This window comes from Streptomyces sp. TAA204, assembly GCF_000424965.1.
On the sequence record NZ_AUKW01000018.1, the window covers coordinates 69,636 to 85,432 of the forward strand.

At 70.8% G+C, this 15,797-nt stretch carries 13 protein-coding genes; 9 read left to right on the top strand and 4 right to left on the bottom strand.

Features of this window, described 5'->3' with window-relative positions:
- Nucleotides 1-33: 33 nt before the first annotated feature.
- A complete protein-coding gene (locus H343_RS0119780; RefSeq protein ID WP_028432568.1) occupies nt 34-1,080 on the bottom strand; it encodes a zinc-dependent alcohol dehydrogenase in 1,047 nt (348 codons plus the stop codon).
- A 138-nt stretch (nt 1,081-1,218) separates the two neighbouring features.
- Here H343_RS0119780 and H343_RS0119785 point away from each other — a divergent pair, with 138 nt between their 5' ends.
- From H343_RS0119785 to ppdK, 6 genes are all read left to right on the top strand, one after another.
- Nucleotides 1,219-2,640: an extracellular solute-binding protein gene (locus H343_RS0119785; protein WP_028432569.1), complete on the top strand. Its 1,422-nt coding sequence runs from the start codon at nt 1,219-1,221 to the stop codon at nt 2,638-2,640.
- A 191-nt stretch (nt 2,641-2,831) separates the two neighbouring features.
- A complete protein-coding gene (locus H343_RS31660; RefSeq protein WP_078505927.1) occupies nt 2,832-3,902 on the top strand; it encodes a carbohydrate ABC transporter permease in 1,071 nt (356 codons plus the stop codon).
- A gap of 17 nt (nt 3,903-3,919) precedes the next feature.
- Nucleotides 3,920-4,786, top strand: coding sequence for a carbohydrate ABC transporter permease (locus H343_RS0119795; protein WP_028432570.1), 867 nt, complete (start codon nt 3,920-3,922; stop codon nt 4,784-4,786).
- A gap of 7 nt (nt 4,787-4,793) precedes the next feature.
- Entirely contained in the window at nt 4,794-5,999 is a 1,206-nt protein-coding gene (locus H343_RS0119800; protein WP_028432571.1) for an ROK family transcriptional regulator, read from the top strand.
- 59 nt (nt 6,000-6,058) lie between these two features.
- A complete protein-coding gene (locus tag H343_RS0119805) occupies nt 6,059-6,949 on the top strand; it encodes a Gfo/Idh/MocA family protein (RefSeq protein ID WP_028432572.1) in 891 nt (296 codons plus the stop codon).
- Between the two features lie 477 nt (nt 6,950-7,426).
- A complete protein-coding gene (ppdK, locus tag H343_RS0119810; protein WP_028432573.1) occupies nt 7,427-10,132 on the top strand; it encodes a pyruvate, phosphate dikinase in 2,706 nt (901 codons plus the stop codon).
- Nucleotides 10,133-10,569: 437 nt separating this feature from the next.
- On the opposite strand, the gene H343_RS31665 is transcribed toward ppdK, so the two are convergent.
- Both H343_RS31665 and H343_RS0119820 read right to left on the bottom strand, forming a co-directional pair.
- Nucleotides 10,570-10,851 (bottom strand): hypothetical protein, encoded by a 282-nt coding sequence (locus H343_RS31665; RefSeq protein ID WP_486586971.1) that lies wholly within the window; start codon nt 10,849-10,851, stop codon nt 10,570-10,572.
- A complete protein-coding gene (locus H343_RS0119820; RefSeq protein WP_028432574.1) occupies nt 10,848-11,321 on the bottom strand; it encodes a hypothetical protein in 474 nt (157 codons plus the stop codon). Before H343_RS0119820 ends, H343_RS31665 begins: the two co-directional genes overlap by 4 nt.
- Before the next feature lie 76 nt (nt 11,322-11,397).
- Between H343_RS0119820 and H343_RS36050 the strand changes: the two genes are divergently transcribed.
- A complete protein-coding gene (locus H343_RS36050) occupies nt 11,398-11,598 on the top strand; it encodes a DUF6011 domain-containing protein (RefSeq protein WP_078505928.1) in 201 nt (66 codons plus the stop codon).
- Between the two features lie 55 nt (nt 11,599-11,653).
- Here H343_RS36050 and H343_RS0119825 read toward each other — a convergent pair whose 3' ends face one another.
- Nucleotides 11,654-12,424 carry an IclR family transcriptional regulator gene (locus tag H343_RS0119825; RefSeq protein WP_028432575.1) on the bottom strand — a complete coding sequence of 257 codons (771 nt, stop codon included), beginning with the start codon at nt 12,422-12,424 and terminating at the stop codon, nt 11,654-11,656.
- Between the two features lie 123 nt (nt 12,425-12,547).
- Between H343_RS0119825 and H343_RS0119830 the strand changes: the two genes are divergently transcribed.
- Nucleotides 12,548-14,014, top strand: a complete 1,467-nt coding sequence (locus H343_RS0119830; RefSeq protein WP_028432576.1) for an MFS transporter — start codon at nt 12,548-12,550, stop codon at nt 14,012-14,014.
- Nucleotides 14,015-14,087: 73 nt separating this feature from the next.
- Entirely contained in the window at nt 14,088-15,707 is a 1,620-nt protein-coding gene (locus tag H343_RS0119835; protein ID WP_028432577.1) for a thiamine pyrophosphate-dependent enzyme, read from the top strand.
- The last annotated feature ends 90 nt before the right edge of the window (nt 15,708-15,797 follow it).

Sequence of the window (15,797 nt, forward strand, 5' to 3'; positions counted from 1 at the left end):
CGGGTGTGTGCCGTGGGCCGTTCTCCTGCCGGTTCAGAACTCGAGGACGACCTGGAGCGCGTCCGCGGGCCGTCCGTCCAGCAGTTCGTACGCCCCGGCCGCCTCCTCAACCGGAACGACGTGGGAGACCAGGGGCTCCACCTCCACCTTCCCCTCGGCGACCAGCCGCAGGAAGGTCTGCTGCAGCCTCTCCACGCTCCACCGTCCGGCGAGCTGCTGCGGCACCCCGCCGATCTGGGAGCAGACCAACTGGGCCCTGTTGTGGTGGAATTCGTCGCCGAGCCGCAGTCCTGTGCCGTCCCCCTGGTAGAAGCCGGAGGCGACGACGCGGCCGCCGACGGCCACCGAGCGCAGGGCCTCGTGCAGCGCCGGATGGGCGCCGCTGATCTCGATGGCGGTGTCCGCGCCGCGTCCGCCGGTGAACTCCCGCACGCGCTCGGCGACATCGTCCTCCCGCGCGTCGAGGGTGAGTTCGGCGCCGTACCTGCGTGCGACGGGCAGACGTACGGGCAGGGCGTCGACGGCGGTCACGCGGGCACCGTTGAGCTGGGCGAGACGCGTGGTCAGCAGACCGATGACGCCCTGGCCGAAGACGGCGACGTCCTCACCGAGGTGGATGTCGGCGGCGAGTACGGCGTTGAGCGCGATGGCCCCGACGCGGGCGAACGACCCCGCCAGCGGCTCGACTCCGGCGGGAAGCGTGTGCCCCTCCAGCCGCTCGGCCGGGACGATGCCCTCGCTGCGGTGCCCCCAGATCCCCCACACCACGTCGCCGGCGGCCGGAGTGCCGGGACGTCCGGTCAACTCCGGTGAGACCTCCGTGACTTCGCCGACCTCCGAGTAGCCCCAGCCGGTGACCGGATAGGTGATGCCCGCGGCGCCCTCACGGAAGAGGCGCGCCTCGGAGTCCCAGGTGCGGGTCAGATAGGGGTTCGTGCCCCGGTACGCGGTGAGTTCGGTACCGGCCGATATGCCCGAGTACCGGGTGCGTACCCGCAGATGGCCGGCGGGCAGCGCGGCACTGGCGTGCTCGGCCACCTCGACCTCTCGCGGCCCGGTGAACTGGACGACTCGCTCCACAACGCACTCCGAACGGCTCGGCTCCGACAAGGGCTTCCGTAGTTTCGCCGAAGATACATGAGGGTTACGTCTTGTTAAAAGACAAAAGTGGTGCTGGGATGCATGCCTGATAAGCGGAAGTCGGTGTGAGGACGAGGCATGCGGATGTGGACGCGGCGGTCGATCGCGAGGCGCACGACCGCGGCCGCCCTGGCCGGAACGCTGGGCGCCGCGCTGCTGGCGGGCTGCTCGGCGGACGCGCGGACGGGGCCGGCCAAGGCGGACGGCAAGATCACGGTCTGGACGCTGGAGAACCTTCCGGCCCGGATGGCGGCGGAGCGGAAGATGGTCGCCCGATTCGAGGAGAAGAGCGGCGTCGAGGTGGAACTGGTCGGCGTGGACGAGGGCCAGCTCCCGCAGCTGATCATGTCCGCCGCCGCGGCGGGCAGGCTGCCCGACGTCATCGGCTCGCTGCCGATGGGCCAGGCATGGCAGATGTACGGGAACGGGCTGCTCAACACCGCCGAACCGCGCAGGATCGTCGAGGACCTCGGCCCCGGCACCTTCAACGCCAACGCGCTGAAGCTGACTTCGGACGGCGGCACCCGGCTCACCGTCCCCTCCGACGCGTGGCTGCAGCTCCTCGTATACCGCAAGGACCTGCTGAAGAAGGCCGGACTGAGCGCCCCCGAGAGCTACTCCACGATGACGGAGGCAGCGAAGAAGCTCGACCGCGGCCGCATGGACGGCATCTCGCTGGCGACCGACCCCGGTGACGCCTTCACACAGCAGAGCTTCGAGAACCTCGCGCTGGCCAACGACTGCGAACTCGTCGAAGGGGGCGAGGTGACGCTGGACTCGCCCGCCTGCCGCCGCACGTTCGCCACCTACGACTCCCTCGCCCGCGGGCACGGCGCCAGCGGAACCCAGACTGTCGACACCACCCGCGCCACCTATTTCGCGGGCAGGTCGCCGATGATCGTGTGGTCCTCCTTCCTGCTCGACGAGTTGTCCGGGCAGCGCGCCGACGCCGTCCCGAGCTGCCCCGAATGCAAGAAGAACCGGGCTTTCCTCGCGGAGAACAGCGGCATCACCACAGCGCTGAAGGGGCCGGACGGCAGCAAACCGGTCCAGTTCGGCGAGATCACCTCCTGGGCGATGACGAAGACCGCCGAGACGAAGGCGGCCGGCACCTTCATCACACACATGCTCAGCGACGGTTACGAGGACTGGTTCGGGATGGCGCCCGAGGGCAAGATCCCCGTCCGCGAGGGCACCGCGGACGACCCGGAGAAGTACACCGACGCCTGGCGCTCCAGCCGGCTCGGGGTCGAGGCAACCGTGCGCAAACCGCTCAACTCCATCTACCCCGACGAGTTGCTCAACCGGCTCACCGACGGCGTCAGCGCGATGCGCCGCTGGGGCATCACCCAGGGCGAGGGCGCTCTCGTCGGCGCCACCAACGGCGAACTACCCGTCCCCAAGGCGGTGTCCGCCATGACCAGCGGCCAGACCTCGCCCCAGGAGGCCGCCCGGGAGGCGGACGAGGAGGTCGCAGCTCTGCGCCGGTCCCTGGAGTGAACGGACGCCGTGGCGGGCCCTGTCCGGCTCACGCGGCACACACCCGTGCAGAACCGCGCGCTCCCTGCGCAGCACGCACCGTCCGCAGACCCGCGCCCGTACACATCGTCCGCAGCCCCGCGCCCGTACACCCACGCCCCCGCACCCGAGGTCCGCATACCCGAGGTCCGCACACACGAGGTACGCACACCATGACCGACCCCACCACCACGGCACCCGACGGTGCCTCCCCGCCGGGCGACGGCACCGGAGCCGGCCGAGCGCCCGGCCGCCCCGGCCGCCGCTTCCCGGGCCCGACGCCTGGCCCGCGCGGCCCGCGCCGCCCTCTCACCGCCGCGGGCCGGGAGAACCGCGCCGGTATCGCGTTCGTCACGCCCACCGTGGTGGTCGTGGGCGTCGTGGTCGTACTGCCCATCCTGTGGACGGTCCTGCTCGCCTTCCAGAAGGCCCGGCTCGTCGACATCCAGGGCATGAGCCTGCTGGGCAACTGGTCGCTGGAGAACTTCCAGGACGTCTTCGGCTCGCCCGGCTTCTGGAGCAGCCTGTGGACCACGCTGCTCTACACGGCGGGGTCAACCGCCGGTTCCATCCTGCTCGGCCTCATCGCGGCGCTCGCGCTGCGCAAGCCCTTCCGCGGCCGTGGTCTGGTGCGCGGCTCGATGCTGCTGCCCTACGTGGCGCCCGTCGTGGCCGTCGCGTTCGTCTGGGAGATCGCGCTCAGCCCGCAGTTCGGCATCATCAACGAGTGGGGCGCCGGGCTGCTGGGCTGGGACGAACCGGTCGCCTTCCTCTCCACCCGCTCCATGGAAGTCTCCCTGCTGGGATGGGAGTTCGAGCTGCCGCTGGCGCTGCTGACCGTCATCGCCTTCGAGACCTGGCGCTACTTCCCCTTCGCCTTCCTCTTCCTGCTGGCCCGTCTCCAAGCGGTGCCCGACGGGCTGGAGGAGGCGGCGAAGGTGGACGGCGCCGCGCCGTCGCAGCGTTTCCGGCACGTGCTGCTGCCGCAGCTGATGCCGGTCATCGCGCTGCTGTGCGTGCTGCGCTTCATCATGACGTTCAACAAGTTCGACGACATCTACCTTCTGACCGGCGGCGGTTCGGGCACCGACGTGGTCGCGGTACGGGTCTACGACTTCCTCACCGCGCGCTTCGACGTGGGTGCCGCCGCAGCCCAGGCGCTCGTTCTGGCCGTGGTCCTCATGGCCCTGCTGGGCCTGTACTTCACGTTCTTCGGCAAGAGGGTCCAGGAGGAGGCTTCATGAGCCGCGCACAAGTCCCCATGAGCCGGGCGCGGTTCGAGGAGCGGCTCTTCGGAGTGCTGCGCTGGGTGGTGATCGCCTTCCTGGCCGTGATCACGCTGGCGCCCTTCTACTACATGCTGCTGCTGTCGGTGAAACCCATCGACGCCCTCCTCCTCGACCCCGGGCGGCTGTGGGTGACCGGGAAGGAGTTCACCCTGAGCACGTACGAGGAGGTGCTCAAGCCGACCTCGGAGGGCGGCCAGGGCTTCCTGCACATGCTCTCCAACTCCGCGATGGCCTCGGTCGGCGCCGTGGTGCTCACCATGCTCGCCGCGATCCCCGGCTCCTACGCCGTCAGCCGGCTGCGGTTCTTCGGAGGACGCCACCTGAGCGCGCTCTTCCTCGCCGTGTACCTCTTCCCGGCGACGCTGCTGGCCGTGCCGCTGTTCGTGATGTTCGCCAGGATGGGGCTCCAGGGCAGCCTCGTCGGGCTCGCGATCGTCTACATCGCGCAGACCGTGCCGGTCTCGATCTACATGATGAAGAACTACTTCGCCACCATCCCCCTCAGCATCGAGGAGGCGGCGGCCCTGGACGGCTGCACACGGCTCCAGACGGTGCGCAAGGTCGTACTGCCCCTCGCGGCACCGTCGTTGATGGCGACCGGGCTCTACATCTTCATGATCGCCTGGAACGAGTTCCTCTTCGCGCTGCTCTTCCTCGCCGCGACTCCCGAGAACTGGACCGTCTCCCTCGGCCTCCAGCAACTCGCCAACGGCATCGAGGTGTCCAAGACCGTGCTGATGGCAGGATCGGTCGTGCTGACCATCCCGGTGGTCGTCCTCTTCCTCGCCGCGGAAAGGCTGTTGACCGAGGGCCTGACCAGCGGCGCGGACAAGAGCTGAGGAGCCGATGAGCGGGAACCAGGCGAGCGCGGGCCATCTGCTCCGGCTCATCCGTGACGGACGGGCCACCACGCGCGGCGCCCTCCAACGGGCGACAGGTCTCTCCAGGTCCACGGTCGGGCACCGGCTCGACCAGCTCTTCGCGGCGGGCTGGGTACGGGAGGGCGACCCGGAGCACGCCGAGGGCTCCACCGGCGGACGGCCCTCCACCCGGCTGGAGTTCGACGCCGGACACGCCGTCGTGCTCGCCGCGGACCTGGGAACCCGGCACGCGAGCGCCGCGGTGCTGGACCTGGCCGGCACGGTACTGGCCGAACGCTCCGGCGAGATGCTGATCGCCGACGGGCCCGACGACGTCCTCGGGCATCTCGCACGCTGGTTCGCGCACCTGCTGGAGGAGACCGGCACTTCGCACGAGCAGGTCTGCGGCATCGGCCTGTCCGTGCCCGGCCCCGTCGACTTCGCCTCCGGCCTGGTCGTCCAGCCGCCGATCATGCCGGGCTGGGACGGCTACCCGATACGCCGGCGGCTCCAGGAGGCGTGGGCGGGGCAGTTCGGCGACGGCGCCGGCCGCGTGCCCGTACTCGTCGACAACGACGCCAACCTGATGGCGTACGCCGAGCAGCGCGCGTCGCACCAGGACTGCGCGGCCTTCCTGCTGGTGAAGGTCTCCACCGGCATCGGTGCGGGCGTCGTCGTGGACGGCAGCATCTACCGCGGCATCGACGGCGGCGCCGGCGACATCGGCCACATCCGGCTGCACGACTGTGCCGACGCGCTGTGCATGTGCGGCTCCTACGGCTGCCTCGCCGCCGTCGCCAGCGGCCGAGCCCTGGCCGGGCAGCTCGCGGACGCGGGCATCCGGCCCTCCTCGGTCTCCGGCGTACGCGAACACCTGGCCGCCGGGCAGCCGGACGCGGTGCGGCTCGCGCGGGAGGCGGGACGCCGCGTGGGGGAGGTGCTGGTCACCGTCGTCACCCTGCTCAACCCGGGCGTGCTGATGATCGCCGGAGACCTCGCGGGCACGCCCTTCGTGACAGGTGTGCGGGAGCTGCTGTACCAGCGCGCCATGCCCCGTACGACCGCTCACCTGAGCGTCGTCACCTCCCGGCTGGGGGAGCGGGCGGGCCTCGCCGGAGCCGCCGCCATGGTCGTGGAGGACCTCTACGCCCCGGACCGGGCCGACGCCCGGCTCGCCGCACAATCGGGTTGACCGCGCCGCGCCTGCTCGACGACGGCCTCCACCGACGTACTCCCGGAACGAAGGACGCCATGAACGAGCCCCGCAACAGCGCCCCGATACGGGTCGGCCTCGTCGGTGCCGGGCCCTGGGCCCGCACGATGCACGCCCCGATGCTGGCCGCCGGTCCCGAGACGGAACTGGTCTCCGTGTGGGCCCGCAGACCCGAGGCGGCGGCAGAGCTCACCGCGCAGTACGGCGGCCGTCCCGCCGCCTCCTTCGACGAACTCCTCGGCCGGTGCGAGGCGGTGGCCTTCGCCGTCCCACCGGCCGTGCAGGCCGACCTCGCGGTGCGGGCGGCCCGCGCCGGACGGGCGCTGCTGCTGGAGAAGCCCCTCGGACCCGACCTGGCCTCGGCCCGTGCCGTCGCGGATGCGGTGGCCGGCAGCGGCGTCGTCTCGCAGCTGGTACTGAGCAAGCGCTACCACCCGCAGACGCGCGAATTCCTCACGCGTGCACGGCAGCTGAAGGTCTCCGGAGCCCGTTCCTGCTATCTGCACGGCGTCTTCCTGGGCGGTGAACAGGCCACCGCTTGGCGCCTGGAGCACGGCGCGCTGCTCGACCTGGGCCCCCATCTGCTCGATCTGCTCGACATGGCGGTCGGCCCCGTCGCGTCCGTGCGGGCGGCGGGTGACCCGCGCCGCTGGGTCGAGCTGACCTGCGAGCACGAGAACGGGGCGGTCAGCCAGGCGTCGCTGTCGGGCACGGTACGGCTGCCGGGCTCCCGTACCCGGGTGGAGCTGTACGGCGAGGAAGGCGAACTGGTCTACGACACCGCCGGGTTCGACTTCGACGAGTGCTGGCCCGAGCTGCGCCGCCAGTTCGCGGCGGCGGTGCGCGCCGGCCGGTCCTCGCAGCTCGACGCTCAGCGCGGCCTGCGGCTTCAGGAGCTGCTGGAGCAGGCCGCGACCCGGGCGCCCTGACCGCACTGCCCCCGCCTGGGTGCCGGGAGCGGATTGCCCGTACGGGGGGGGCGTCCTCCTCGTACGGGTGTGGGTTCCGACCCCCGTATGAGGAGGGAGATCCGAGTCCGCATCGTGAGATCCGACGTCCCTCGTGCGCGTGATCCTCGCCACCTTGATCAGAGGTGTGCTCAAATGAGCGCTCACTTGTGCGATCCACATCTCCAAGGAGCAGCGCTGAACTTTACCGGTCCTAGATTCATCTCCCGAAGAGCGCGGTCACTCCGCGTGTGCGGGACGGGAGTCGCCGTAGCTCGTCGGAGCGGTCGGTTCGACTTATGGAGTTGATCTTCGCGACCGGATGAGACGGCCGTCACCTTCGATCCTCGGCGGACGGGTGGTTACCGCCCTTTGGCGCATGGCTGGACGTACCTCCGTGCCTTCGATCTGGGTACGCTCCCCGCCGTCAGGGCAGCCGTCCACGAGGGGTCGAGTCCCGTGCCGGATCATGAAGCAGCAAAGAAGTTCGTCTACGACTTCACTGAGGGCAACAAGGATCTCAAGGACCTCCTCGGTGGGAAGGGGGCCAACCTCGCCGAGATGACCAACCTCGGCCTCCCGGTCCCGCCCGGGTTCACCATCACCACCGAGGCGTGCAAGGAGTACCTCGAGCGTGGTGAGGAGCCCGTCGCGCTCCGCGAACAGGTCGGCGCCCATCTCGACGCCCTGGAGCGGAAGATGGGCAAGAAGCTCGGCCAGGCCGACGACCCGCTCCTCGTCTCCGTCCGCTCGGGCGCGAAGTTCTCGATGCCGGGGATGATGGACACCGTCCTCAACATCGGACTCTCCGACGAGTCCGTGCACGGACTGGCCGTTCAGTCCGGTGACGAGCGCTTCGCGTGGGACTCCTACCGCCGCCTCATCCAGATGTTCGGCGACACGGTCCTGGGCATGGACGGCGAGGTCTTCTCCGAGGCCATCGAGCAGGCCAAGAGCCTCAAGGGCGTCACCAGCGACATCGACCTGGACACCGCCGACATGAAAGCGCTGGCCGAGAAGTTCAAGGGCCTGGTGCACAAGGAGACCGGCCGGGACTTCCCCCAGGAGCCGCGCGAGCAGATGGACCTCGCGGTCACCGCGGTCTTCGACTCCTGGAACGGCGACCGCGCCAGGCTCTACCGCCGCCAGGAGCGCATCCCGCACGACCTCGGCACGGCCGTCAACATCTGCTCCATGGTCTTCGGCAACCTCGGCCCCGACTCCGGCACCGGCGTCGCCTTCACCCGCGACCCCGCCACCGGCCAGCAGGGCGTCTACGGCGACTATCTGCAGAACGCGCAGGGCGAGGACGTCGTCGCGGGCATCCGCAACACCGTGCAGCTCGCCGAGCTTGAGCGGCTCGACAAGCCGTCCTACGACCAGCTGATGCAGATCATGGAGACCCTGGAGACGCACTACAGGGACCTGTGCGACATCGAGTTCACCATCGAGCGCGGCAAGCTGTGGATGCTGCAGACCCGGGTCGGCAAGCGTACGGCCGCCGCCGCGTTCCGCATCGCCACCCAGCTCGTCGACCAGGGCCTCATCGACGAGGCCGAGGCGCTTCAGCGCGTCAACGGCAACCAGCTCGCACAGCTGATGTTCCCCCGCTTCGACAGCAACGGCGGCGTGAGCGGCGCCGACCAGATCGGCTGGGGCATCGCGGCCTCGCCGGGCGCGGCCGTCGGCAAGGCCGTCTTCGACTCCTACACCGCCATCAAGTGGTCCCGCTCCGGCGAGAAGGTCATCCTCATCCGCCGTGAGACCAACCCCGACGACCTCGACGGCATGCTCGCCGCCGAAGGCATCCTCACCTCGCGCGGCGGCAAGACCTCCCACGCCGCCGTCGTCGCCCGCGGCATGGGCAAGACCTGCGTCTGCGGCGCGGAGGAGCTGGAGGTCGACACCAAACGCCGCTGCCTGAAGACCTCCGGGGGACTGGTGATCGAGGAGGGCGACGTCGTCTCGATCGACGGCTCCACCGGAAAGGTGTACGCGGGCGAGGTGCCCGTCGTGCCGTCCCCGGTCGTCGAGTACTTCGAGGGCCGCATGCACGCGGGTGCCGACGACGCCGACGAACTGGTCCAGGCGGTGCACCGGATCATGGCCTACGCGGACCGGGTGCGGCGGCTGCGGGTACGGGCCAACGCCGACAACGCCGAAGACGCCTCCCGCGCGCGGCGGTTCGGGGCGCAGGGCATCGGGCTGTGCCGGACCGAGCACATGTTCCTCGGCGAGCGGCGCAGCCTGGTCGAGCGGCTGATCCTCGCCGACACGGAGGAGGAGCGCGACGAGGCGCTGGAGTCCCTGCTGCCGCTGCAGAAGGGCGACTTCGTCGAGCTGCTGGAGTCGATGGACGGGCTGCCGGTCACCGTCCGCCTGCTGGACCCGCCGCTGCACGAGTTCCTGCCCGACATCACCGAACTCTCCGTACGGGTGGCCCTGGCGGAGTCCCGCAAGGACCACAACGAGAACGACCTGCGGCTGCTGCAGGCCGTGCACCGGCTGCACGAGCAGAACCCGATGCTGGGACTGCGCGGCGTACGGCTGGGGCTGGTCGTGCCCGGACTGTTCACGATGCAGGTGCGGGCCATCGCCGAGGCGGCGGCCGAACGCAAGGCCGGCGGCGGCGACCCCCGGGCGGAGATCATGATTCCGCTGGTGGGCACCGTGCAGGAGCTGGAGATCGTCCGTGAGGAGGCCGAGGCCGTCATCACCGAGGTCGAGCAGGGCAACGGGGTGGAGCTCAACCTGACACTCGGCACGATGATCGAACTGCCGCGCGCGGCGCTGACGGCCGGCCAGATCGCCGAGTCCGCCGACTTCTTCTCCTTCGGCACCAACGACCTCACCCAGACCGTGTGGGCCTTCAGCCGGGACGACGTGGAAGCCAGCTTCTTCACGGCCTACCTGGAGAAGGGGATCTTCGGGGTCTCCCCCTTCGAGACCATCGACAAGGACGGCGTCGGCGCGCTCGTACGGCTCGCCGTGGAGGCGGGCCGCGCCACCCGCCCGGACCTCAAGCTCGGAGTGTGCGGCGAACACGGCGGCGACCCCGAGTCGGTGCACTTCTTCCACGAGGTGGGGCTCGACTACGTCTCCTGCTCACCGTTCCGCATCCCGGTCGCACGGCTGGAGGCGGGACGGGCGGCGGCCGAGTCCTGAGCCCGGATACCAGGCCCGTCACGGGCCTTCCCTTCCCGGACCGTCCCGCGCCCGTCCACCCTCACCGGCGGCGGGACGGAACCCGGGAAACCCGAGGGGGCGGCACCTTGTGCGGAGGTGCCGCCCCCCGTTTTGTGACCTGCGACTACCCACTCCGATATGCCTCTGACCTGCGAAAACGCACATCACTACGGGGTAGCGTAACGAGATGGACCGCGGGTGGGCATTGCGGCACCGGCCGGGCCGGACGTGACCCCTGGCCCGTCCTCCGCAAGACCGGCAAGAAGCGCCGCCTCAACCGTCACGACCTCGGCGACCAGCACTGACAGCGAAGCCCCCGCCCATCCGGGCTTCGTGCTGTGCGTGGGGTCACTCCGTGTCTTTCGGGTGACTCGGCGAGGCATACACGACGATCACCGTGCGGGCCGCGTCGTCGATCAGTACCGCACCCGGCCGCCAGCCGTTACCTCATACTCCCACTGGTCCAGCAGCTTGCCCTTCCACTCCCGCTGCTTCAGTTTGCCCCGAAGGGAATGCTGCCGGCCCCAGTCAGCGTGCGACCGGGGGTCGGTGCGCAGAGCATCCAGACAACGGTGCGCGTTCGCCAACGCGGCACGACACAGTTCCTCCCACCCGATTGCGGCCTCGGTGGTGCCGTGGATGACGTTCCAGCCGTTCAACGGTGGAGCGCTCACCCGGTCGCCCTTCTTCGGGCTCACTCGTGAAGCTCCACCGGGCCCAGGTCGAGACCTGTCAGCGGCAGTGCGGCGCCCTTGGCCTGGTCGGGGTCGGCCTTGATGCGGGCCGTCGCCCGCCACGACACGATCGCTCGGTGTACCGCCTCTGTGGCGTCTAGCTCAGCAGCGTCGGAAAGCGCCTGGAACAGTTCGACAGCGAACTCGCGGACCTCCTCGTCATCCAGGTGCCGCACCCACGGGAACAGGTCGGGCATCCCCAGGAGCAGGCTCTTGAACCCGCTGTCCCGCTTCATCAACGCAAGGAACAGGCGGGACGCGATGCTCAGGTTCTCGTCGTGGCGCTCGGTGGCCTCTGCAGTAGTCAGCATGAAGTCGGCGCCGTCGCGGTGGGTGACTCGGACACGTCCGAGAGTGGCGGCCTTCTCGGCGACGCCCTTCGGGTTGCGGGAGAGGTCGGTGAAGGTAACCGACTCAGCAGGCGCAGTACTCATACTCAGAGTGTACTCAGAATGTGCTCTGATATCCAGCGGGCGGCCAGTAGGACCCGTCCCCTGCCACCATCACCCCATGCCCACCCCCGACCCGCTCCCCGGCACGGCGCCCGACGAGCCGCCGCCCATCCGCTGCCGCGCATGCCGCCAACCCCTCCACGACCGCGCCAGCCGCTACTGGGGCCTCGGCCCCGACTGCCGCAGGCGGCTCGCGGTACGGGAAGCGCCAGTGCCACGCGGATGGGACATCCAACAAGACACGCTGCCAGGTGCGTGACGGACGGGGCAGCTCCGCCCCCTCCGTGCCTCAGCCCTGCTCCTGTGGCTCCGCCCTACAGCTCCGCCCCGATCCGTTCGGCGGTCTGCCGCAGCAGCGGCGCCAGTTCGGCGGCCCGGGCGCGGTCGAGGCGCATGCTCGGGGCTGAGACCGTCACCGCCGCCACGCAGGTTCCGAACCGGTCGCGGACGGGGACACCGACACCGCGCACGCCGGTCACGCTCTCGTCGAGGTTGAGCGCGTAGCCGCGTGCGCGTGAGGCGTCCAGGTCCGCGGCGAGGGCGTCCAGGTCGGGAAGGGTGGCCGCGGTCAGCCGCGCCAGCCCCCGCCGGTATCGCGTACGGGCGGCGTCCGGGGACAGCTCGGACAGCAGGGCCTTGCCCCCGGCCGTCGCGTAGGCGGGCACGCGGTCGCCGGTGCGGGTGGCCACACGCAGTGGGTGCGGTCCCTCGACGCCGTCGGCGAAGCGCGAGTCGGGACCGTCGAGGACGAGGAGGTTGCTCGTCTCGCCGGCTGCGTCGCGTAGATGGGCCAGGTGACTGTGGGCGACCTGCACGAGGGCGGGTTCGTCGACCGCGCCGCGGGCCAGCCCGAGAAGCACCGGCCCCATCCGGTAGCGCCTGCCGCCGGGTTCCTGCTCGACGAAACCGTGGCCGCGCAGGGTCGTCAGCAGCCGGTGCGCGGTGGAGCGTGCCACTCCCAGGTGGTCGCTGATGTCGGTGACGCGGGCGCACTGGTGTCCGCGCAGATAGACCAGCGTGCGCAGGGCGTTGTCCACGGAGCTGGCGGCGTAGGCGTCGCCCCGGCCGGGAGAGTCGTTCGACATAGCAGAAAACATACTCCAGCCTGTTCCGCCCATCACTCCGTGACTCTAGCTTGACGGGCGGCCCGGGGTCGGGACGCAGCAAGACCGGGCCTCCGCACCGCGTCAACCGCTTACGGAGAACCCATGAAGGCTGTACCGGGAGATTCCTCGACGGTCGGGCAGAGTACGGACGCCGCGCGGGAGCGCCGCGGCTGGCGCTCCTGGCACACCCTGTGGGTGCTGCTGCTCCTGGGCTGGACGGTGAGCGCGGCCGACAGAGCCGTCACCGGCCCCGTCGTGACCTGGATGATCGACAACGGGGTGGGTTTCCTCGCCGATGCGGAGAATCCGCACGCGCTCGGCGGGCTCGTCGGAGGTCTCTTCTTCGCCGGCTACATGCTCACCCAGTTCCCCGGCGGCTACCTCGGGGACCGGTACGGGCACCGCACCCTCATCGTCGTCAGCCTGCTGTGGGCGGGTGTGGCTACCATGCTCACCGGCTTCGTCGGCGGGCTCCTCGCGTTCATCGTCGTACGCGTGGTCACCGGCCTCGGTGAGGGCGCCTTCTACTCCAACGACCGCACACTGATCACCGCGACGACACCCGAGCGTGACCGCAGCCTGGCCATGGGCGTGGTCATCACGGGCCTCTCCCTGGGCATCACCGCCGCGATCCTCCTCACCCCCGAACTCGTCGAGTTGGGCAAGCTCTTCCTCGAGGACGTCGAAGCGTGGCGGATGGTCTTCTGGGTGCTGGGGCTGGCGACGCTCGTGGTGGCCCTCGTCGTCGCGTGGTGGTTCCGGGCCCATCTCACCCTCGGACGGCTGGGCCGGGCGACCCTGCACCTGAGCGCGTACGCCGGCGTCTCGCTGGCGCTGGTCATGGGCGTCTACTGGCTGGGAACGAGCGCCGGTCTCTCCGAGCTGTGGGTCGCGCTGCTCGAAGTCGCCCTCGCCGTGGGCCTGGTGCTCTTCGCGCTGGCCCGCAAGGGCACAGAGATCGGTCCGGTGCTCAAGAACAGGGACCTCTTCCTGCTCTACATCTGCAACATCGCCATCCTGTGGAACCTGTGGTTCTTCAGCTTCTGGTCGGTCTCCATCGTCGCGGGCGCGGCGAACTCCTCCTTCATGAGCGCCGCGCTGACCGCCGGCTTCAACGCCGGTGCCGGCATCCTCGGCTTCCCCGCCGGCGGCTGGCTCTCCGACCACGGGCTGCGCAGGGGGTGGGGGCGCAAGCCGATGATGCTGACGTTCACGGGCATCCAGGCGGTGCTGACGGTCGCGTTCGCCTGGTACCTCAGCGCCGCGGACAAACCGTCGTTGTGGGTCATGGGCGTGCTGCTGTTCACCGCGAGCCTGTTCTTCAACGCGCTCCAGCCCGTCGGCCACGCGCTGACCGCCGAACTCGCCCCCGCGCACCTGCGGGGCTCCGCCTTCGGACTGGAGAACCTCATCGGTGAGACGGGCGCCGTCCTCTCCCCGGCGATCAGCGGTGTGCTGCGCGACAGCACCGGAAGCTGGGCGGCGGCCGTGTGGATGGACGCGGCCATCGTCGTCGCGGGCTTCTGCGTCCTCACCCAGGTCAGGTACCGCCCGCCCGCCGACGCCTGACCCGTACGGACAGACCGCACACCGGTGCCACGGGGGCACCGGGACGGGACGAGGAACCAGGAGCTGCCCCTTCATGCCCACCGTCCGTGACGCGGCGCTCGACGTGCTGCGCCGACACGAGCTGACCACCGTGTTCGCCAACCCCGGTTCGACGGAGGTGCCGTTCCTCGCCGGGCTCCCCGACGACATCCGCTTCGTACTCGCACTGCACGAAGGGTCCGTCGTCGGGGCCGCCACCGGCTGGGCCGTCGCCCGCGACGCACCCGCGCTCGTGCTGCTGCACACCACCGCGGGTCTGGGCAACGCCGTGAGCGCCCTCGCCACCGCCCGCGTCAACCGTGCGCCGCTGGTCGTGCTCGTCGGACAGCAGGACCGGCGTCACCTCGTCCAGGAACCCTTCCTCGCGGGACGCCTGGAACAGCTCGCCGGCGACTACCCCGTACGGACGGAGACCCCTCCGCGCGCACAGGACGTACCCGGCGCGATCGCCCGTGCCGCACACGCCGCCCGTACGCTCCGCGGCCCCGCCCTCGTCGTCGTGCCGATGGACGACTGGGCGCAGTCCGCCGAGGACCTGCCCCATCCCGCACCCGAACGTCTGCGCCTGCCGCGGGCCGCCGACACCGCGCACGTACGGGAGGTGGCGGACCTGCTGGCCTCCGCCACCGCACCCGCGCTGGTGGTCGGCGCGGGAGCGGACCACCCCGGCACGTGGGAGGCGCTGACCGCACTCGCCGAACGGCTCGACTGCCCGGTGTGGCAGGAGTCCTTCGGCGCCCGCGCCGGCTTCCCGCAGGACCACCCGTGCTTCGCCGGGCACCTGCCCGCCGACCGTACGCGGCTGAGAGCCGCCCTCGCCGCGAACGACCTCGTCCTGAGCGTCGGCGCTCCCGTCTTCCGCCAGTACCCCTACGAGGACGGCCCGCTCGTGAGGCCCGGCACCCGGCTGGCCGTCATCACCGACGACCCCGCCGAGGCCCACCGGGCGCCCGCCGGGCTGGCCGTGGTGGCCGCGCTGCCGGCGTTCTGCGCGGAGCTGGCCGAAGCGGTGGCCGGGCCGGACTCGCACGCGACGGCGGCGCGGCGCCGCGCCCCGCGCATGGAACGTCCCGCCGGGCCACCGCCGCCGGGGGAGTCCCGGCCGCTGCGCGCGGCGCATGTGCTGGCGGCTCTCGCCCCCCGCCTTCCCGCGGAGACGGTGCTGGTGGAGGAGACCCCCTCCAGCCGTCCCGACCTGCATGCCCTGATCCCCGCCCGGCGCCCGCTGGGGTTCCTCAGCGCGGCGATGGGCGCGCTCGGGTTCGCGCTGCCCGCCGCTGTCGGCGTGCGGATGGCGGCGCCGGAGCGGCCGGTGATCGCCGTCGTGGGCGACGGATCGGCGCTCTATCAGATCCAGGCACTGTGGACCGCCGTGCACTACCGCGTGGGCGTGCTCTTCGTCGTCCTCGCCAACGGGCGCTACGCGATCATGGACAGGCTGGCGGACAGACACGGGAGCAGCGCGCCCTGGCCCGCCTTCGAGGAGGTCAGCGTGAGCGGCATGGCCCGTGCGACGGGCTGCCCCGCGCGTCGCGTGAGCGGATACGGCGGACTGCTGGCGGAGCTGGACACGCTGCTGCCCGCACTCGCGGAGCGCGAGGGGCCGCTGGTGCTGGAGGTCGCGGTGGAGCCCGACGAGAACTTTCAGCCGTGACCGCTGAGAGACGGCCACGGCTGCGGGACTTCTGTGACTGCGGGACCGCAGTGACAGCCACGACTGCCACAGCCCCGCGGTCAGCGGTGA